Below are 21,442 nucleotides of genomic sequence, written 5' to 3' on the forward strand. Positions count from 1 at the left end.
TTAATCCAATCAAAATAATGAACTATCAAAGTTAAAAAAAAAGATTTCACAAAATCATACATTTTCTAAAACAACTCCCCTATTTTTGTCTTTACTGATATGTAATGTCGTTTTAAAAAATTTTCATGGGAGATTCACAAGACCTGCGTCAAATAGAATTAAAAGATTTAATCAAAGCTTATCAATCGGATAGTACTACTGGAATTTTACTGAATCAGTTAAAGAAACCGGAAAGTGCCTCATATCTAAAAGGTCTTTGCGGAAGTTTAGATTCCATTATTGCTTCTACTGTTTATAATAAGATAAAAGGTTGTCATGTTTTTGTGATGCATGATGTAGAGGAAGCCATGTATTTCTTGAACGACCTTCAAAATCTACTACCCGATGCAGATGTACTTTATTTCCCTTCTTCTTACAAACGACCTTTTGAATTTACGGAGGTAGAAAATGCCAATGTGCTTCAAAGAGCAGAAACGCTCAGTACCCTCAACGAAAAGAAAAAAAAGGGGGCTTTATTGGTGACTCATCCACCGGCTTTAACCGAGAAGGTGATCAATAAAAAGTCGTTGGTAGAAAATACCTATGTCGCTAGAGTTGGAGAGGATATCGATCAAAATTTTATTCGAGAACTATTAATTGAATATGGTTTTGAGCCTACTGATTTTGTCTACGAAGCAGGTCAGTTTGCCATTCGTGGGGGTATTATTGATATCTACTCTTTTGCCAACGAGTTACCTTTCCGTATCGAATTATTTGGTGATGAAATTGAAAGCATCAGAACTTTCGACCCGGTAACTCAACTTTCTCAAGAAGATAAAGAACACGCTCCTATTGTTCCAAACGTCCACAATAAATTGATGCAGGAAGTGAGAGAATCGTTACTTGATTTCCTTCCTGATGCCATAGTTTGGATCAAGGACTATGAATTGTTGGTAGACACTCTCGATCAGTATTTTGATAAGGCCACTGCAAAGTTTGATGAAATTCTAGAAGTGAGTGGTGGTACTCAAGTCATCAATTCTCCAGAAGAATTATTTGAAACAAGAAAGGGATTTACAAAGAAACTATCATCGTTACACAGAATCCTTTTTGGAAATAGAAAAGGCATCAGAAATGCAGAAACCATAGCATTTGATGCCAAACCTCAGCCTAGTTTTAATAAAAACTTCCACTTGTTGAGCGAAACTTTAGAAAAACAGCAACTAAGTGGAATTAGAAATATCATTGTCTCCGATTTACCCAAACAATTGGAGCGTATTCAGACCATATTCGACGAGATCAAACCCGACCTATTTGTACAAGAATTAAACTTAAGTTTAAGAGGTGGGTTCATCGATCAGCAAATGAATGTGGCTTGTTTTACGGATCATCAGATTTTTGAGCGTTTCCATGCGGCCAAGTCGAAGAAAAAATTCTCCAAGTCAAAATCAATGACGCTTAAAGAATTGAGAGAATTGAAAGCGGGAGATTTCGTGGTGCATATGGATCACGGTGTAGGTCGTTTTGCCGGAATGGAGAAGATCAAAGCTGGAGATAAAGAACAAGAAAGTATCCGATTGGTCTACAGGGACAACGATTTATTGTACCTAAGTTTACATGCCCTCCATAAGATATCAAAGTATTCTGGGCAGGAAGGAAGACAGCCTACGGTTAGTAAATTGGGATCACCCGAATGGGAAAATAAAAAGAAGCGTGCAAAGAAAAGAGTCAAAGACATTGCTGCAGAGTTGATCAGTCTTTATGCAAAACGTAGAGAATCGAAAGGTTATCAGTTTGAACAAGATGGCTACCTGCAAGCAGAATTGGAATCTTCTTTCTTATATGAAGATACTCCCGATCAGGCGAAAGCGACTCAAGATGTGAAAGAGGATATGGAAAAACCGTATCCAATGGATCGTTTGGTTTGTGGTGATGTAGGCTTCGGTAAAACAGAAGTGGCTGTTCGTGCAGCTTTCAAAGCAGTCTGCGATAGTAAGCAGGTCGCTATATTAGTCCCAACGACGATCTTGGCGATGCAACATTATAAGACTTTCGTACAAAGAATGGGCGACTTGCCTTGTACAGTAGATTATATCAATCGCTTTAGAACAACAAAACAGATTAAAGAAACCCTCAAAAATGTAAAAGAGGGAAAAGTAGATATATTAATAGGTACGCATCGAATTACAAGTAAAGACGTTCAGTTTAAAGACTTAGGATTGATGATTATCGACGAAGAGCAGAAATTTGGAGTAAAAACCAAAGAGAAGTTGAAAGAGATGAGAGTAAATGTAGATGCTTTAACACTAACTGCTACTCCTATTCCTAGAACATTGCACTTCTCCTTAATGGGAGCCCGTGATTTATCTGTTATTGAAACTCCTCCCCCCAACCGTCAGCCGGTCACCACAAAAATCTCTACATACAGTGATGAAATCATTCGTGATGCCGTACATAATGAATTGATGCGAGGCGGTCAGGCTTTCTTCGTGCACAACAGAGTGGCTGATATTGAACATTTCGCTAATAATATCATGCGATTGGTTCCAGATGCGAGAGTGACCTATGCTCACGGACAAATGGATGGCCCCACTTTGGAGAAAATCATGCTTCGCTTTATACAAGGTGAATATGATGTATTGATATCCACTAATATTATCGAGTCTGGATTAGATATTCCAAATGCCAATACCATTATTGTAAATCAAGCCCATATGTTTGGTTTATCAGATTTGCATCAAATGAGAGGCCGTGTAGGTAGATCTAACAAAAAAGCCTACTGTTATTTATTAACCCCTCCTACTATCGGATTATCTACGGATGCCAGAAAACGATTATCCACTTTAGAAGAATTCTCCGATTTAGGCGATGGATTTAAAGTCGCTATGCGAGATCTTGATATTCGAGGAGCAGGCGATTTATTAGGTGGTGAGCAATCGGGCTTTATCAATGACTTAGGTTTTGATACATTTAATCAAATTCTTGAAGAAGCCGTTCAGGAAATCAAAGAGACACAGTTTGCCGATTTATTTAAAGAAGAATTAGCCAATAAAACGGTGAAAGTAAATACCGTTATAGAAACTGATTTCGAAATCCTCATTCCTGACACCTATGTCAGCAGCATATCAGAAAGATTAAACTTATATATGCGTGCGGATAAACTTAAAAATGAAAAAGAATTAGAAAGATATATAAAAGATATCCAAGACCGATTTGGAACAATGCCTCAACCAGTAAAAGATTTATTGGAAACAGTAAAAATGCGTTGGGTAGCTTCTAAATTGGGAATGGAGAAATTAATTCTCAAAAATGAAGGGTTAAAAGCTTATTTATTAGAGCATACACAAGCCGCTTATTATCAATCGGAAGAGTTCGGAAAAATTTTAATGTATGTGCAGACCCATCCTAGAAATTGTCAGATAAAAGAGACAAAAAAGCGTGTAATCATCAATATTGATGGGATAAACAGTATAAATGATGCAATGGTTTTATTAGAAAAATTAGATCAATAAATACTTTTTTTCAAAAAAAATTCCATTGATCGGTTTTTTGGGTACAATTATTGAATTATTGTTTTCCGTAGACGTTTCATTCACATTTAGAAACGATTTTTAGGAATTAAAATTACACCTTTTTTGGGTGTGAAATAAAAATAGAGAATTATATATCATGAGCAAAAAGAATCTTCTTTACTTAGCTTCTGTGTTGATATCCGCACTACTAGTATCGGGTTGTGCTAAGAGCTCCAAGCCTGACGCAAACCATCCAGGAGGCTACAGTACTATGACTGGTTTAGAGTATAATGGAAAAGACGACAATTCTTTCGCCGTTAGAGATTACCAAGGAATGCCCGAAGTACCTAACATGCGTTACATCGAGGGTGGTCGTTTCGTGTTAGGTTCATACGAGGAAGATTTAATGAAATCTCGTGATAACGTAGAAAGAACTGTATCAGTTGCTTCTTTCTGGATGGACGAAACGGAAGTTGCCAACGTTCACTGGTTAGAATACTTACATTATGTAAGCACTGACTCTTCGGTATCTGGTGTTTCTTACGAAGAAGCATTACCTGATACTACTGTATGGGCAGAACAACTAGCATTTAACGATCAATATGTAGATCACTACTTACGTTATCCTGGTTTCCGTTTCCACCCTGTAGTTGGTGTAACTTGGGCACAAGCTCAAAACTTCTGTGCATGGCGTACAACAGTTGTAAACAAAAATTTAGCGGTCAATAACGGTACTGACGAGGAAGCTGAAGCTGCAGAAAACGGCGAGCCAATTCCATTAGAGTCAGGTGTTGTTCTTCCAGCATTCCGTCTTCCTACTGAAGCAGAATGGGATTACGCAGCGCAAGCCTTGATCGGTCTTCAAGATATCGACGAAAACTACTCTGAGCGTCGTATCTACCCTTGGTCAGGTCACTCAGTTCGTAACCCTTACGGTGAGCACATGGGTGATATGATGGCGAACTTCAAACGTGGTCGTGGTGACTACGCTGGTATCGGTGGTAAATTGAATGATGGTGCAATGATTACATCATGGATTTATGACAACCCTCCAAACGACTTCGGTCTTTACAACATGGCGGGTAACGTATCAGAATGGGTGGAAGATATCTACCGTCCACTTTCTTACTCAGATATGGATGACTTAAACCCTGTTCGTAAGAATGACTACTTAGATGGTCCTGAGCACGGTTACAACTACCAATCATACGGATATGTACGTCAGTACAACACGTTCATCTCGAACTCGATCCGTGTTTATAAAGGTGGTTCATGGAAAGACGTTGCTTACTGGATGGCAGCAGGTACTCGTCGTTTCTTAGATCAAGATTCAGCAACAGCAACTATCGGTTTCCGTTGTGCAATGATCAACCCTGGTGAGAACTAGAATTTATCTACCATAGATTTAACAAAAAAACCTCATTTCTTTAAAATAAGAAATGAGGTTTTTTTTATTCCTCATTCTTAAACCTTATTTTTGGAGGCTTGCTGAATGACCTAATTACAAGATTTTTAAACCTGCGTTCAACGATAAATATTGCGCATATTAAATGATATCAATATCAGGTTTCTAGATCATTCAGCTCTCTCCAATTTTATCAAATAATTTGATGATCATTGGAATCGATTCAAGCCTACATGGGTGATTTTTTAAATAACACTTACCGTTCGAAATGGTGAATATCACACAAAAAGTAGCTCAGTTATTGAGCTTATCAGAAAAGCAAGTCAGTGCCACATTAGAGTTGTTGGACGATGGAGCTACCGTACCTTTCATTTCTCGATATAGAAAAGAGGTCACAGGAAGTTTAGACGAAGTACAAGTGGCCGACATTAGAGATAAGGCTCAGTCACTAAGAGACCTTGAAAAAAGAAGAGAAGCGATTCTTAAAAGTATCGACGATCAAGGTAAACTTACGGATGATTTGAAAAAGAAGATTCTAGCAGCAGAAACAATGACTGTGCTAGAGGATATCTACCTTCCATATAAACCAAAGAGAAAAACAAGAGCAAGTGTGGCCAAAGAAAGAGGTTTAGAGCCTTTGGCTGACTTAATGGTTTCTCCGGACCTATCTTCGGATATTCTTGCTGAAGCAGAAAAATTCATCGATCCTGAAAAAGACGTGGATTCTGTAGACAAAGCCTTAGCGGGTGCAAGAGATATTATCGCTGAGCGATTGAACGAAGATTCGGAAACGCGTGCAGAAATGCGTGACTTGTTCATGAACAAAGGTGCATTTAAAGCAAGAGTGATTCCTGGTAAAGAAGAGGAAGGTGCAAAATATAAAGATTACTTCGACTGGACAGAATCTGTGGGTAAAGCACCATCACATAGAGTGCTTGCCATGAGAAGAGCAGAAAAAGAGATGATTATTTCTTTGGACTGTTCTCCAGAAGAAGAAGATGCCATTTTCTTATTGGAAGACATCCACGTGGATCGTCGTCTTCCTTCAGCAAATCAAATTCAATTGGCGGTAAAAGATGCTTACAAGCGTTTATTGAAGCCATCAATGGAAAGTGAATCTAGATTAGCCTCTAAGAAAACTGCTGATGAAGAAGCCATTGGGGTATTCGCAGAAAACTTACGTCAGTTACTATTAGCTGCTCCACTTGGTCAGAAAAGAGTGTTGGCTTTAGACCCTGGTTTTAGAACAGGTTGTAAAGTAGTATGCTTGGACAGTCAAGGTAAATTGTTAGACGATGCTGTTATCTACCCTAACGAACCTCAAAAACAAGTAGCTCAATCTGCTTCTATGATCAAGCACTTGGTAGAAAAGCATAATATTGAAGCTATCGCTGTTGGAAACGGTACAGCAAGTAGAGAAACTGAATCGTTTGCGAAAGGATTAGGACTTCAAGGAGTTCAAATCGTAGTAGTAAATGAGAGTGGTGCTTCTATTTATTCTGCTTCTGAAGTAGCTAGAAACGAATTCCCAGACAAAGACGTGACTGTTAGAGGTGCCGTTTCTATTGGTCGTCGTTTGATGGACCCATTGGCGGAATTGGTAAAAATCGATCCTAAATCAATTGGTGTGGGACAATATCAACATGATGTTGACCAAACTGCACTTAAAGGAAGTTTGGACGATGTGGTAATGAGTTGTGTTAACGCCGTTGGTGTGGAAGTAAACACTGCTAGTAAGGAATTACTTTCTTATGTTTCAGGTTTAGGACCAAGCATTGCGAAGAACATCGTTGATTTCAGAAACGAGAATGGAGCCTTCACTTCTAGAGCACAATTGAAGAAAGTACCTCGCTTAGGACCTAAAGCATTCGAGCAATGTGCAGGTTTCTTGAGAATTAGAGATGCAAAAAATCCATTGGATGCTAGTGCAGTTCACCCAGAGAGTTACGACATCGTGAAAAAGATGGCCGAAAACCTTGGTGTAAAAGTGAACGATTTGATGGCCAATGAGAATCTTCACAAGCAAATCAAATTAGACGATTATGTCACTGCTACAGTAGGTATCCCTACTCTAACTGATATCTTGAAAGAATTAGCAAAACCTGGTCGTGACCCTCGTGAGCAATTCGAAGCTTTCGAATTTAAAGAAGGTGTAGAAAAGATTTCAGATCTAACAGTAGGTATGAAACTTCCAGGTATCGTTACAAACATCACAAACTTTGGAGCATTTGTAGACGTAGGAGTTCACCAAGACGGCTTGGTACACTTAAGCCAAATGGCCGATCGCTACATCTCAGATCCAAACGAAGTGGTTAAAGTACATCAAAAAGTACAAGTGGTTGTGACTGATGTTGATATTGCTAGAAAGCGTATTGCACTATCAATGAAAGGTCTTGATGGCGGAGGATCTGCACAGCAGAGACGTCCTCAACAATCATCTGGAAGAAGACCACAAGGAGGAAACAATCGTAGACCTCAACAAAGAGAAGAAAATAACGAGAACTTATCAATGGCAGACAAGCTAGCGATGCTTAAAAATAAGTTCAACTAATAATATACATCTCATTAGACTGTTTAAGCAGTTTAGTGAGATGTTTTCATTTCCAATTAAAAATCACATCATCTATCACCCAATGATTTCATACAAAGAGAAAGTCGAAAGTTGTGTTCAACAAATCCAAACGCTAATTGACGGTTTCCAAGCCGAAGTAGGTATTGTATTAGGTACAGGCCTTGGCGGATTGGTCGAAGAATTTGATATCAAATACGATTTACCCTATGAAAAATTGGATAACTTTCCCTTATCCACTGTAGAATCTCATAAAGGACGTTTGATCTTCGGTTACTTCAAAGGAAGAAAAATCGTGGCTATGCAAGGTCGTTTTCATTACTATGAAGGCTATGATATGAAAACTGTCACTTTCCCAATTAGAGTAATGAAATTACTTGGGATTAAAGCATTATTCATTTCTAACGCTGCAGGAGGAATTAATCCATCTTTCAATAAAAGCGATTTGATGATATTAAATGACCATATCAATTTAATGCCTGAAAATCCTCTTACTGGACATAATGTGGCAGATTGGGGCGATCGTTTTCCTGATATGTTCGAACCTTATGATAAAAGTTTAAGAGAACTCGCTAAAGAAGTCATTCAAGAACATCAACTTCCTGTACACGAAGGAGTTTATGCTTCTGTAACTGGACCTAATTTAGAAACGAAAGCGGAATATAAATACTTGGGAATAATTGGTGCAGATGTTGTGGGGATGTCTACTGTTCCTGAGGTAATTGTAGCGGTACACATGAACTTACCTGTATTTGCAGTATCTGTAGTGACTGATTTATGCTATGAAGGTGCATTGAAACCTGTAGAATTATCAGAAATTTTAGAGAATGCAAAAAATGCTGAACCACATCTTTCAAAATTAATTGGTGGTTTGATACAGAAAGTTTAATTTTTTTGTGAATATTTACAAATAAGCATGTAAATTGCATGAAACCTAATAAAAGTCATCTTTTAGACAATTTACATGGCTTGAACATTACCTGGAATACCTATTTTCTAGAGAAGTTCTAAAGGAGAATAACCTTTACTACTTATACCATTACGATTATCATGGATAATGCACAGACAGCGCTTTTACCGCTAGACCTTACTTATATTGATGATGCAATCATCAAATATTCGCTTAAAGCTTCGCCTCTTTCAACTGTTCGCAAAGTTATTTTAATGCACGTGCTTAAAGATAACTCCGGAAAAGATGAAGTAGAGTACAATGGAAAGCTTGTATCAAGAAAAGAAATGGCAAAAGCCAAAATGCTTGACTTGGTAGAAAAGCATAAAGAATTAAACACTAGAAATGTAGAGTTTGAATTTATTGTTTCTGAATCTAACGATCCAACAAACAAAATTTTAAAATATTCTAAGAAAAATAAGGTAGAACTTATTATTGCAGGCAAAAAGAACATAGCAGAAGGAAGTGGGACAATTGCACGTCTACTCACTCGTTATGCTTTTTGTACAGTTCTTACTGTATCAGAAAACCCTCAGGTTCCTATAAAAAAAGCAATTGTTCCTATCGACTTTTCTGAAATGTCGAAACGTGCAATGATTGAAGGAATCAATGTAGCGAAAAGAAATAACATGGAACTTGTTATTCTTCATGTCTACGCCTTACCAACAGGTTATACTGCCTCTGGCAAGTCTCCTGAAGAGTATGCATCCGTTTTACAGCTTCATGCAGAAAAAAGATGTAAGAATTTCTTAAAGCAATTCGATCTAGAAGATGTAAAATACAAAGAAAGATTACATTTTGATCTTTACGGAAATAACGAAGCCAAAATTATATCTAATATCTCATTGGTAGAAGATGCTGATTTAATTGTAATGGGTTCAAGAGGGCGTTCTGCTTTAGCCGCTACTTTTATTGGTAGTACCACAGAAAGTTTGATGAAACAACATAATACTACAGTATCTACACTAGTAGTAAAAGATAGAGTTCGAAATTTAGGACTTTTCGGAGCTTTATTAGAAATGTAATATAAAAGAACGCTGTAGCTAACCATAAGCTACAGCGTTCTTTGTTTTATACAATTCGCACTGCTTATATTTTTATTTACAAAATCTTTTTTTTCTTTAAACTAACTTTTCCTTACATACTTCCAAAAAAGAGGATTATTAACAAACGTTTTTTAATTTAGTCATGTTGGGTAGATAGCAAATATTTGATGTCATTTCTTTTTTAGATCACGATTAAACCTAATTTCTACTGACATCCCAATTATAAATAATTACCCATGAAGAAATTAAAATTCTCTACTTTATTCTTATCATCTCTACTAATAATTGGTGCAGTAAGTTGCACTGAAACAATTGATGGTGATATGCCAAATCAAAACGATCCTACTACTACTGCTTCATCATTTGAAGAAACCGCTATTCCAGAAGGCTTTACTTTTAAAACATCCCAAGAATTAACTCTTCACGCTGATTTTGAGGGAATAGATGAACAAGTTTTATACGAATATAGATATGTTTTACCATCAGGAGATGTAAGACAAGTAGGTAAGATGATTTCCAATGCTCAATCCAACATGAATCATCCCGTTAGATTACCAATACATGTAAAAAACATACAAGTAATCGCTAGAACAACTACGGGGTCATACTTGGAAACGACAGGGATTACTGGTAATAATGTTTATGTTACATTCAACTCCTCCTCTCCTACATTTACAGATGTAACCTCTAACCAAAGATCTTCCGGGATATCATCAACTGATACGGACAGTGATGGTGTCATCGACTCAAATGACGATTATCCGAACGATCCAAATAAAGCTTTTGACAGCTATTATCCTGCATATGATGTAAAAGCTTCTTATGCTTTTGAGGATCTATACCCACGAAAAGGTGATTATGATTTTAATGACGTAGTAATAGATTACAACTATCATTTTATAAAAAATGCTGCTGGTCATGTGGTTGAATTAATTATTGATTGTAATGGTGTTCAAGTAGAAGCTGGATTGGTACATGGTGCCGCCATAGAAACGCCCTATCCTGCATCATATATAACAAGTGTAACAGGTTATTACACTACGAATACAGTTGTAGAACTTGATTCCAAAGGCATAGAAACTGGAAATGATGCCAATAATGCTGTGGTTTTATTATTTGATAATATGAACGACAGATTAGAAACTACTTCAGGTGATATAACAATGACAGATGATATCGTAGTAACAGTGGTATTAAATACTCCTGCCGACCCTGGCGTACATTGGAATTTCAATCCATTTATTTTTAGAACAAATGATAGATCAAGAGAAGTACATCTTTCTGGTCAAGATTACACCGCACATTTTGATACGGATCTCTTAAATCGTAATGACGCCGATAACGGATTCGAAACAGAAGACAACCATCCATGGGCATTAGATATACCGGAAGTATTCGAACCACCTTTAGAGGGTAGAGATATTACTAATGTGTATCATAACTTCCAAGCTTTTGCAGAAAGCGGAGGAGCTACAAATACAGATTGGTATTTAGATATTGAAGGTTATAGAAACCAAAATAAAATAGCTGAAAGTGTAGACTTAGAATAAAAAAAATCACCCATTCTTTTGTAGAATGGGTGATTCTTTTTTTGAAAAATACAACTTATACAGTCATAATATCTTTTTCTTTCTTCACGAAAACTTCTTCAATTTTCTTAGTGAAAGCATTCGTTAAGTCTTGAACAGAAGCTTCAGCATCTTTGATAGCATCTTCTGAAGCGCCGTCTTTTAATAATTTCTTAAGACCGTCGTTAGTGTCTTTACGAGCATTACGGATAGAAATCTTACCTTTTTCGATTTCACCTTTTACTCTTTTTACTAATTCACGTCTTCTTTCTTCTGTTAATGGAGGCATGTTAATTCTTACTTGCTCACCATCATTTACAGGGTTAACACCTAGGTCAGAATCACGAATTGACTTTTCAATTTCAGAAAGCATGTTCTTTTCCCAAGGCTTGATTACTACAGAGTAAGCATCTGGAGTAGTTGCTGAAGCAACTTGATTAATAGGAGTTGGAGCACCATAATAATCAACAGTTAAACCGTCTAACATTGATGCAGAAGCTTTACCCGCACGAATTTTAGATAGTTCGTGTTCTGTGTGAGAAATGGCTTTTTCCATCATTTCTTTTGCATCATCAAGATACATTCCTATTTCCTCTTCCATTGTTTTATTTTTTTTGATTAAGTATAATCTATAATTCAAATATAATCAGCATAGTGAATAAATCACTATGTTTATGATCTTTTAATTATTGAGATACAATTGTACCAACAGCCTCACCCGACATTAAATGATATAAATTATTTGGCTTGTTCATATCAAATACAACGATCGGCAAATCATTTTCCTTACACAAAGTAAATGCAGTAAGGTCCATAATTTTCAAGTTCTTGTTTAGTGCTTCGTCGAAAGTAAGCTCATCAATTTTAGTAGCATCAGGATGTTTTTCTGGATCGGCAGTATAGATACCGTCAACACGAGTACCTTTTAATACTACATCCGCATCAATTTCAATTGCTCTTAATGAAGCAGCAGAGTCTGTTGTAAAGTACGGGTTACCAGTACCAGCACCAAAAATAACCACACGACCTTTTTCCAAGTGACGTACGGCTCTTCTTCTAATAAATGGCTCACAAACTTGATCCATTTGAATTCCGGACATTAATCTAGTATATACCCCTTCGCCTTCTAAAGCACTTTGTAGGGCCATACCATTGATTACAGTAGCTAACATTCCCATATGATCGCCTTGTACTCTATCGATACCCATTTTACCCGCTTGCATACCACGGAAAATGTTTCCAGCACCAATGACAATAGCAACTTCTACTTTCTCATCAACTACTTTTTTAATCTCTTTTGCGTATTGTTCCAGACGTGCAGGATCAATACCATATTGTTGCTCACCCATTAAGGCTTCGCCACTTAATTTTAGGAGTACTCTATTATATTTCATATATGGCTAATTGAAGTTTTGCAAATATATAAAAGTCAAAGAAATGATGGAATAAAATATTGACCTTATCTAAAAACTTATCATATTGCAATACAATAATATAGCATTTTTTAATTGAATTTGCATTCAGATATGTTATCAAAAAACAAATACTTACTGACAATCACTGTCTTTTTATTTTCTGTGACCTTGGTTTTTTCACAAGAAACCCAAACGTTTAGACGTTGTGGGAATCACTTGGTGAACCATAGTTATGACCCATCTTTACCTAGAACAACTTCTGCACTTCGTCTTTCTCAAACTATAAATAGAAGTCAAAAATCTAATTTACCTACCATTGTACATATTATTTACACCAATCCGGGTTTTAGCATTGGGACAGGTAATAATTTAAGCTACGATCAAATTGCTTCTCAATTTCAAGCGACTAATAATGATTTAAATAAAAAGAATAAAAATAGAGCTCAGACTTTAGAAGAGTTTCAATTTGATGCTACAGCTTTAAATGTTGAAATAAAAAGAGCATTGTATGATCCACAGGGTAATGTGCTTCAAGAAGAAGGAATAAACCGAATGTATAAAGACCCTGGTTCTAAAGGATATTTTAGTACAGGTGAAATCGAAGACATTATCGAACAAAATATTTGGGATCCCAATAGGTATGTAAATATTTGGGTGACCGCCCTACCTTCCAATTATCTAGGCTATGCATTTTTTCCTAATATTCTAACACTTTCTGGTTTGGACGAAGTCAATTCCTCTGAAATAGCAACAACATCAAAAGATGGCGTTGTAATCGATTATAGATACTTTGGATCTGAATTAGTAGATGACTTTGGGTTAAAACGTCCTTATCATATGGGAAGAACATTGACTCACGAATTGGGACACTATTTAGGGATACTTCACCCTTGGGGTGTGGGAAGTGCTTCTTCTGATTGTTCCAAATCTGATTATTGTGAAGATACTCCAGCAATTAAAGGAACTCACTCTGATACAAATACTACTTCATATTGTGATCAAAGCACGGAGTTCCATACAAAATATTTATGCGATACCGTTAATTATTCCTCGTCGATGTATCAGAACTTTATGGATTATACCAATGATTCATGCATGACATTATTTACGAATGATCAAAAGTCTAGAGTAGACACTGTATTGGTTGCTTCTACTGCTAGAAAAACCATCAATCAAAATGCACCAAATGCAAAAGTTACAATGGACGTGGATGATATTATTTCCAATACAGAAGACGGAATAAACAAAATCGTTTGGAAAGTTCCAGATGAGGGCACACGAGAAATTACAGGTTATGTTATCGAAAGATCTCTAGAAGACAAAGGTTTTACGTATTGTAGCCCAATTCTAGATCCCAGTACAAGAAGCTATACCGACTATCTACCATCTTCTGAAGATGCTGAAAAAAAAGTATCCTATAGAGTTTTTGCAGTAAATAAAGATGGTTTTTCATTAGAATCCAATGTAATTAATATTGATAATGGTGTTGTTGGTTTAAAGCCTAATTCTCCAAGAACATTTAGTATTTATCCCAACCCTTCCAATGGTATTTTCCATTTAGCAATAGGTGATTTTATTTCTCATGTTGGTCTAATTGAAGTTATCTCTTCGACAGGTCAAGTTGTGAAAACATTCGATCTTAGCCAACATCAAGAAGTGGTTGATATTGATTTGGGTAACCTTCCTAGAGGTACTTATTTCGTTCGCTTAAATAGTGATTTTGGGGTTTTCAATCAAAGAGTGATCAAACAATAAAGATTATCAGATACATCAAAAAAGGGAAGTAACCGAAATTACTTCCCTTTTTTGATGTCATTTATATTAATGATGGCCTCCACCTGTGCTTGCTGAAGGGGTATTATCAATCCCTTTCTTTTCTCTAACAGTCAACCATAAAACAGTTGAAACAAGTAATGTAATTGTACAAATAAGGAATAGTATAGCTTTATCATCATAAGAATTAACTAGTTGTCCAATTTTAAAACTGGAAACTAACTGCGGTGCTACAACAGACAAATTAAAAATGCCCATGTATAATCCCATTTTTGATTTATCCACTCTTTCGGACATGATTGCAAATGAAATTGAAATAATTGAAGCCCAACCAACTCCAATCACAACCATAAAGAAATACAGCAAGTATTCACTATCTTTTCCTACTAAACTATAAACTCCGAAGTACCCTAAAGTCATTATTGCTAAAGAAATAGTATGAGTTTTTACCTGACCAATTTTTTTAACTAGTGGATTGATAATCAAAGAAGGGAAAATTGCACCTACTAGGTTTAATACAAGAAAGGATATAGCTACAATTTTACCAATATTATTTTTTAATTCTTCTGCTACTTCCTGATCCATTTCAAAGCCCATTACATTAACTTTTGCAAAAGCCAACATATAAACAAACATTGATTGAACTCCTATCCAAGTAAACGAATGTGCAAATAATATTTTTTGAAATTCAAGTTTGTCTTTTTCAACATTTCTAGAAACTAATATTACTTGAATTCCTGCTATTAGAGTAATTACCAAGCACCCTATCTCAATATAAATATTGGATGTTGGTAAGTCTAACACTTTAGCTACAATAACATAAAAAGCATAGATCAAAAATCCATAAAGAGGCTTAATCACATCCATAATTTCTGAGAACGATACTTTAGATTGTTCTTCACCATCACTCGTAGAAGTTAATTGTTTTGGTTCTTCAATAAAGAATAATGGAAAAACAGAAAATGCAAACACTATAAAAATACCAGAATAAATTAACACATAGTTATCAAAAAATGCACCTATAGCATATGCTAAAACACCAAATGTACCAGAGATTGTTTGCATCCAAGTATATCCACTTGTTCTTTTTTCTCCTTCTGGAGTAACGTCTGCAATGATTGATCTTGTAGGGTTAAAACTTACATTTATTGCTAAATCAAAGGTTAAAGCAATGGCAATAGCGATACCAACAGTTGCACCTTCTTGCCCCAATGCCTTACCTATTATATCCATATTAGGAATTGCAAGTAACATGATTGAAGTCAAAACACCTCCTATTAAAATGAATGGTCTTCTTCGCCCACCCCAAAGCCATACATTATCAGATAATAGTCCTGCTATTGGTTGTGCTATTATTCCCGCTAATGGACCTGCTGCCCAAACAATACCAATTTCTTCAAGGTGGAATCCATATTTCTCACTTAGAATCCAACTCAAAGCAGAAATTTGGATGGAAAGTGCAAACCCCATAGCTGTAGCGGGTAAACTTAAGATAGTATAAAATGAGGACTTTAGTTTCTTTTGAATTTCCAGCATACTTATAGTGATTTAATCATTTATTTCATTTTCATTATTAACTTTATTCGTTATCAAAATATACAGAAAAATATTTGTAATATGCTTTTGATAACCATCAAATATAAACGGGAAAATGAATGAATTAGGTGATTTTTAGCACTTAATAAAGTATAAATACATAAATTTATTTTTTCAACGGGTTGCAGAATCAAAAAAAATTAGAAAAAAATATGGGTCATATGCCATATAACTATAAATACAACTTCTTACTTCTTTTATTTCTAATTACTTATCAAGTTTTTGGGCAGAAACCAAACGTGCATCATTGGACGACCAAGGATGGTTTACCTCATAATTTTATTTATAATTTATTAGAGGAAGATGATAAAATATGGATAGGCACAGATGATGGCATGTGTACTTTTAATGGCAAAAATTTTAAGACCTACAGTACTAAAGATGGTTTACAATCGCCATTCATTATTGGGTTCAATAAAAACGATGCTGATTCTGTCTACATCTTCAGTTGGAAAGGAGGTATTCATGTTTACAATCAAGAAAGTGATAGCATACATACTTATCCACATTTACAAACTCCTGGAGCAAATAAACTTCATAAAGGAATTGTACATAAGGGTAGAGTTTATGGGTGGCAATGGACCAAAGGTTATGTTACAGATGAAAAAAATAAAAGAGGTGATACCATCATCCCATATACCAAACAGAAAAATGGCAAAACAGAACTGTTCATTTCAGTAAACAAAGGTTTGCCATCTTATATGTTGGATATTGATAAGTTCATTCCCTTTAGTCTTACACTTTATCAAGACAAAGTACTAGCAATGGGTAGAGACTCCCAAGGGTTCAGAGTGATAGAAGGAACTAAACTGACAGATAACTTTTTCGAAAAGACTTTAGGTAAAGAATACATTTCCTGTGCTTACCCATCTAAAGATGGAGGGTTATTAGTGGGTTGTAAAGGTAAAATATTGAAAGTATCTGATAATGGAACAATTTTACAAACCTACCCTATTGGTGAGGAATGTTTTGTTTCTAATATATACGATTTACAAAATGGAGATATTGTATACTCTATTAATGAATCACTTCATCATCAAGTAAGTTATTACGTAAAAAAAGATAACAGTAGAAGAATTAACCTTGATAAATATATCCAGTCTAAATCTTCTAATTCCTCGATTATGGTAGATTCCAACGATCGATTATGGATTTCTACTCAAGGAGATGGATTATTTATGGTCAATAACCTTGATTTCAACTACATTGGTATCGAAGAATTATCTATTCCTCATATTCTATCCATCAATCAGGAAAACGATAGTAGTCTACTTTTTTCTACCACCAACCAAGTAATAGAATACAATTTAGATAACCGTAATACTTATGAACGTTACAAAAATATTAGAGTATATATCAACAAGATCAATAACAGAGTTTTATATACTTCTGATGATGGGACATTTTTCGAAAACAAAGATTCATTAGATATTTCCTACAGTACTTTTGTAGGTAGAAATTACAGTGGAATTTGGTTTAGTGAAGAAGATACTCTGAAGATTTTTGAAGATAATATGAAGCTTAAAAGAGCTTTCCATAAGTTTCCTGAAGGTAAAATTACGCAACCTAAAATTGTCAATGCGATTATCTCAGATACTACAGTTTGGGTGGCCACTAAAGGTGCTTTAAGTTTATATGACCATGATAAAAACACGAAACTAACCAAAAGAAAAGTTTGGGTAGATGAGTTTACATCGGGAGAAAGAATTCAGGATATTCTCTTTGATAATGAAAACAACTGTATTTGGATCGCCACCAATTATAATCTGCATCAATTAGTTTTGGGTGACTTAGATGCATCTATAAAAGTTGTTGATCAAATGAATAATATACGTTGTACTAAGCTATTTATTGATCATTTAGGGCAGTTATGGGTGGGAACATCAGAAGGTTTAATAGTTCTCAGAAACAATAAAGTGATTCGAAGATTTAATATTTCCTCGGGACTAATTAGTAACTACATCACTACTATTTTTGAAAGTTCGAATCATCAATTATGGATTGGTACTTATCAAGGAATTATGTCCATGCCGAATTCAATTCCATGTAAGAGTATTGTTCCTCCAACAGTAAAATGGTCAGCACCTATTTTTTATTCACATAGTAAGTTTAGTAGTGTAAAAATCCCTTTGGAATCAGATGTTTTAAGTGAAATGGAATCTTTAATTCTTCAATATAAAATATCTGAAGATGCTGAATGGATAGAATTTCAATATACCGATCTACTGAACATTAATAAAAGTACTCCGGGTGAATATCAATTGTTATTAAGAGGAAAAACTATTGGTTCGGATTGGAGTGAACCCAGTGTAGCCACTCTAATTATTAAAGGATATTTTTGGGAACATATACTTTTTAAAATAGGATCCTTGGTTATTCTAATTATTGGTATCTCGTATTACTCTTATTCTCGAATTAAAACCGAGAAAGGGAAATCAGATGAATTACAAGAAATTCTTGATTCTAAAAATAAAGCAGAGAAAAAGTTACAGATTGTAAGAAAAGAAATTGCTCAAGATTTTCACGATGAAATGGGTAACAAGCTAGCTTCAATTACTGTATTAGCTGACCTTGCTTCTATGAAACTTAAAGGAAAAGATGCAGATACAGAAAAGATTTTAAACCGAATAGAGAGTCAATCGAAATCGTTATACAACGGGACAAGGGATTTTATTTGGTCTATTGATGCTAAAAATGATGTTTTAGGAATTGTATTCGATCACATCAAAGACTTTGGTGATGAATTCTTTGAAGAACTACAAATCCGTTTTCATGCTCAAAAAGAAGTTTCTGATAAAATCGAAAGGCTTATTCTTCCACATTCATGGAGTTTACAATTGATTTTTATATTTAAAGAGGCTATGACCAATATTGCTAAATATGCCCAACCAAAACACGTACACTTCTCTTTAACTCAGCAAGCAGATACCATTACCATAAGTATTAAAGATGATGGAAATGGCTTCGATAAAGCAACTACGAATTATGGTAACGGCATTCAAAACATGCATTCTCGTACAAAAAAAATGAAAAAAAGTCATATATCGGTTGAATCACAACCTGGCATAGGAACTACAGTATCAGTTACTTTCAATAAGAATCTAGAACAACTACCCTAAAAACTACCCTTTAGGGTAGTACGTCATATTGCTTTATCACGTACTTTTGAATTAATGAATCGTTAAGCAGTACAAATCCGGACTATAACCCTCAACTGAGTTGGGGAACTCATTCTTATTGTTGAAATTCAAAAAAGAGGTGACAATTTAAATTGAATCATCTCTTTTTTTTTTGTACCTAGCATATTATGAAAAAGAAAATTATCATTGTCGAGGATAATAAAGATGTTCAAGAAGCTTTTCAACTACTTATAGAGACAAAGACTTCTAATTATGAAGTTGTCAATGCCTATACCACTTGTGAAGATGCATTAAAAAAACTTGAGACTGATTTACCTGATATTGTATTAATGGATATTGATTTACCCGGAATGAATGGCATTGAAGGGACAAGAAATATTCGTCAGACTTTACCTAGAACAGATATTTTAATTATTTCTGTTCATGAAAATAGTCAGTATGTATTCGACGCATTATGTGCCGGAGCTACTGGGTATATCACAAAGAATAGTAATCACACTCAATTATTGAGAGCATTGGATGAAGTTTCTGCAGGAGGAGCACCAATGAGTACACAGATCGCGAAATTGGTAGTTAAATCGTTTAGAAGAGAAAGCGAATCTCCACTTACCAACAGAGAAACTGATGTACTCAACCTATTAGCAGAAGGAAAATCATATATGGATATTGCCGATCAGATTTCTGTGTCGAAAGATACCGTCAAATTCCACATCAAAAATATCTACTTGAAATTACAAGTCTCTAATAAAATTGAGGCGGTAACGAAAGCCAAAAGCGAAGGTTTTATTTAACCCTCAAAAAATATAGTCAATAAAAAAAGTCTAGAATTTCGGTTCTAGACTTTTTTTGACTTTAGTAATTCAAATTACTTAGCAGCGAATTCAGCTTTGATAGCCTCAACGTCAACTTTTTTGATTACTGGCTTAGCGCTCAAACGTTGGATAGTTTTCACACGCTTAAGAGCGATTGTCTTATTTCTTCTAGACTTTCTAATAAGTTTTGTATATCCCATGATTATATTTAATTAAATCAATTACATTATTAAGGTCACAATCCTAGAATTATGAGCGTGCAAATTTAACTTATATCTATTTATTCTTCAAGTTTTTTCTAGGATACCTTTTAAAAAGTTGATCATTTTTTCAAAAAAAATCGGTTATTGAATCTGTTTTTCAACATTTTACTGATTTCAAATAATTGTTATTCTTATTTATCCTACTTTTTTTCTTCATCTAAACATGACAAAACTACCTTTAAACACCTCAAGATTGACCTTTTCTGAATTCTCTAAGAGAGATGCTGAAGGTTTTTTCCTTCTCAATTCGGATCCCGAAGTCATGCGATTTACAGGTGATGCAGCATTTGAAAATCTAGAAGAAACGCTGTCTTTTATCAGAAAGTATAATGATTATGAACTTCATGGAATGGGTCGCTGGACCATTCGACTCAAATCAACTGATGAATACATTGGATGGTGTGGTTTAAAATATCATCCTGATACCCAAGAAGTGGATATTGGTTTTCGCTTGATGCGTAATGCTTGGAATAAAGGATTTGCTACTGAAGCGGCTATTGCTTGTTTAAAATGGGCAAAAAAGAAAGAGGTGAAAAAAGTTGTGGCTAGATGTATGATATACAATTCAGCATCAAAAAGAGTGATTGAAAAGCTAGGCTTTGCCTTTACGCATTCTTTTAAGGAGGATGAGGTCGAATGGCATCAACATGAATTGGAATTGTAAAATCTTCAAACTGAAAGAATTATTCAAATCTCCTTTCTTAGATTCTTTTTCATCCAAAAAGTAATGCTTAAATTCATAGGTTAATTAAGTAAAAACAATGGCGAATAAGAAACAAAAGTTTTATGTAGTGTGGTCGGGTGGAACTCCCGGTGTGTATAAGACATGGGCAGAATGCCAAAAACATGTACAAGGAGTAAAAGGTGCGAAATATAAATCTTTTGATTCTTTAAGAGAGGCTGAAATTGCTTTTAAGGGGAATCCTGCTGAATATATTGTAAAGAAAAAAGCAGGAGAAAAACCGAAGCAGATTTACGATCCAACGGTAGGTTTACCTATTATGAACAATAGCTTAGCCGTTGATGCTGCTTGTTCTGGAGCAAGAGGCCCCATGGAATATAGAGGGGTTTGGTTAGAGAATGGTCAGCAACTATTTATTCAGGGACCTTATGAGGATGGTACAAATAATATAGGTGAGTTTTTAGGTATTGTACATGCATTGGCTTACCTAAAACAACATAAGTACGATCAGACAATAGTTTATACTGATAGTCGTACGGCGATGAAGTGGGTCAGAGAAAAGAAGATCAAAACCACATTAGAAAAGAATAATAAAAACGCTCAATTATTTGATATGATCGACAGAGCTATCAAATGGTTGGAGACGAATACATACATGAATCCTATTCGAAAATGGGAAACCAAGCATTGGGGGGAAATTCCTGCTGATTTTGGTAGAAAGTAGACATCAAAA

15 protein-coding genes are annotated in these 21,442 nt (G+C 35.2%); 11 read left to right on the forward strand and 4 right to left on the reverse strand.

Annotation, left to right across the window (positions count from 1 at the left end; translation table 11 throughout):
• The first annotated feature begins 125 nt into the window (after positions 1–125).
• From mfd to MY04_RS11605, 6 genes are all read left to right on the forward strand, one after another.
• Positions 126–3,491, forward strand: coding sequence for a transcription-repair coupling factor (mfd, locus tag MY04_RS11580; protein WP_084005856.1), 3,366 nt, complete (start codon positions 126–128; stop codon positions 3,489–3,491).
• 157 nt (positions 3,492–3,648) lie between these two features.
• Positions 3,649–4,878 (forward strand): gliding motility lipoprotein GldJ, encoded by a 1,230-nt coding sequence (gene gldJ / locus MY04_RS11585; RefSeq protein ID WP_066209846.1) that lies wholly within the window; start codon positions 3,649–3,651, stop codon positions 4,876–4,878.
• Positions 4,879–5,164: 286 nt separating this feature from the next.
• The gene (locus tag MY04_RS11590; protein ID WP_101958145.1) at positions 5,165–7,447 is read left to right on the forward strand and encodes a Tex family protein; all 2,283 of its coding nucleotides are present in this window, start codon (positions 5,165–5,167) and stop codon (positions 7,445–7,447) included.
• 82 nt (positions 7,448–7,529) lie between these two features.
• Positions 7,530–8,354: a purine-nucleoside phosphorylase gene (locus MY04_RS11595; RefSeq protein WP_066209847.1), complete on the forward strand. Its 825-nt coding sequence runs from the start codon at positions 7,530–7,532 to the stop codon at positions 8,352–8,354.
• A gap of 161 nt (positions 8,355–8,515) precedes the next feature.
• The gene (locus tag MY04_RS11600) at positions 8,516–9,439 is read left to right on the forward strand and encodes a universal stress protein (protein WP_066209850.1); all 924 of its coding nucleotides are present in this window, start codon (positions 8,516–8,518) and stop codon (positions 9,437–9,439) included.
• Positions 9,440–9,696: 257 nt separating this feature from the next.
• Complete coding sequence (locus tag MY04_RS11605) at positions 9,697–11,010, forward strand: LruC domain-containing protein (protein ID WP_066209852.1); 1,314 nt, start codon at positions 9,697–9,699, stop codon at positions 11,008–11,010.
• A gap of 55 nt (positions 11,011–11,065) precedes the next feature.
• Here MY04_RS11605 and frr read toward each other — a convergent pair whose 3' ends face one another.
• Positions 11,066–11,629 carry a ribosome recycling factor gene (gene frr / locus MY04_RS11610; RefSeq protein ID WP_066209853.1) on the reverse strand — a complete coding sequence of 188 codons (564 nt, stop codon included), beginning with the start codon at positions 11,627–11,629 and terminating at the stop codon, positions 11,066–11,068.
• A gap of 85 nt (positions 11,630–11,714) precedes the next feature.
• The gene (pyrH, locus tag MY04_RS11615) at positions 11,715–12,422 is read right to left on the reverse strand and encodes a UMP kinase (RefSeq protein ID WP_066209855.1); all 708 of its coding nucleotides are present in this window, start codon (positions 12,420–12,422) and stop codon (positions 11,715–11,717) included.
• A gap of 132 nt (positions 12,423–12,554) precedes the next feature.
• On the opposite strand from pyrH, the gene MY04_RS11620 reads away from it, so the two are divergent.
• On the forward strand, positions 12,555–14,198 hold the full coding sequence (locus tag MY04_RS11620) for a T9SS type A sorting domain-containing protein (RefSeq protein ID WP_066209857.1): 1,644 nt from the start codon (positions 12,555–12,557) through the stop codon (positions 14,196–14,198).
• A 66-nt stretch (positions 14,199–14,264) separates the two neighbouring features.
• On the opposite strand, the gene MY04_RS11625 is transcribed toward MY04_RS11620, so the two are convergent.
• Complete coding sequence (locus MY04_RS11625; protein WP_066209859.1) at positions 14,265–15,752, reverse strand: MFS transporter; 1,488 nt, start codon at positions 15,750–15,752, stop codon at positions 14,265–14,267.
• A gap of 221 nt (positions 15,753–15,973) precedes the next feature.
• On the opposite strand from MY04_RS11625, the gene MY04_RS11630 reads away from it, so the two are divergent.
• Together MY04_RS11630 and MY04_RS11635 are read left to right on the forward strand one after the other, a co-directional pair.
• Complete coding sequence (locus MY04_RS11630) at positions 15,974–18,931, forward strand: sensor histidine kinase (protein ID WP_158297670.1); 2,958 nt, start codon at positions 15,974–15,976, stop codon at positions 18,929–18,931.
• 188 nt (positions 18,932–19,119) lie between these two features.
• Positions 19,120–19,743, forward strand: coding sequence for a response regulator transcription factor (locus MY04_RS11635; protein ID WP_066209863.1), 624 nt, complete (start codon positions 19,120–19,122; stop codon positions 19,741–19,743).
• A 74-nt stretch (positions 19,744–19,817) separates the two neighbouring features.
• Here the strand turns inward: MY04_RS11635 and MY04_RS11640 are convergent, their stop codons facing one another.
• Positions 19,818–19,964 (reverse strand): hypothetical protein, encoded by a 147-nt coding sequence (locus MY04_RS11640; protein WP_169055531.1) that lies wholly within the window; start codon positions 19,962–19,964, stop codon positions 19,818–19,820.
• A 226-nt stretch (positions 19,965–20,190) separates the two neighbouring features.
• Between MY04_RS11640 and MY04_RS11645 the strand changes: the two genes are divergently transcribed.
• Together MY04_RS11645 and MY04_RS11650 are read left to right on the forward strand one after the other, a co-directional pair.
• Complete coding sequence (locus MY04_RS11645; RefSeq protein WP_066209865.1) at positions 20,191–20,691, forward strand: GNAT family N-acetyltransferase; 501 nt, start codon at positions 20,191–20,193, stop codon at positions 20,689–20,691.
• A 97-nt stretch (positions 20,692–20,788) separates the two neighbouring features.
• The gene (locus tag MY04_RS11650) at positions 20,789–21,433 is read left to right on the forward strand and encodes a ribonuclease H1 domain-containing protein (RefSeq protein ID WP_066209867.1); all 645 of its coding nucleotides are present in this window, start codon (positions 20,789–20,791) and stop codon (positions 21,431–21,433) included.
• The last annotated feature ends 9 nt before the right edge of the window (positions 21,434–21,442 follow it).

The sequence above is a fragment of the Flammeovirga sp. MY04 genome (genome assembly GCF_001682195.2).
Lineage (GTDB): Bacteria > Bacteroidota > Bacteroidia > Cytophagales > Flammeovirgaceae > Flammeovirga > Flammeovirga yaeyamensis.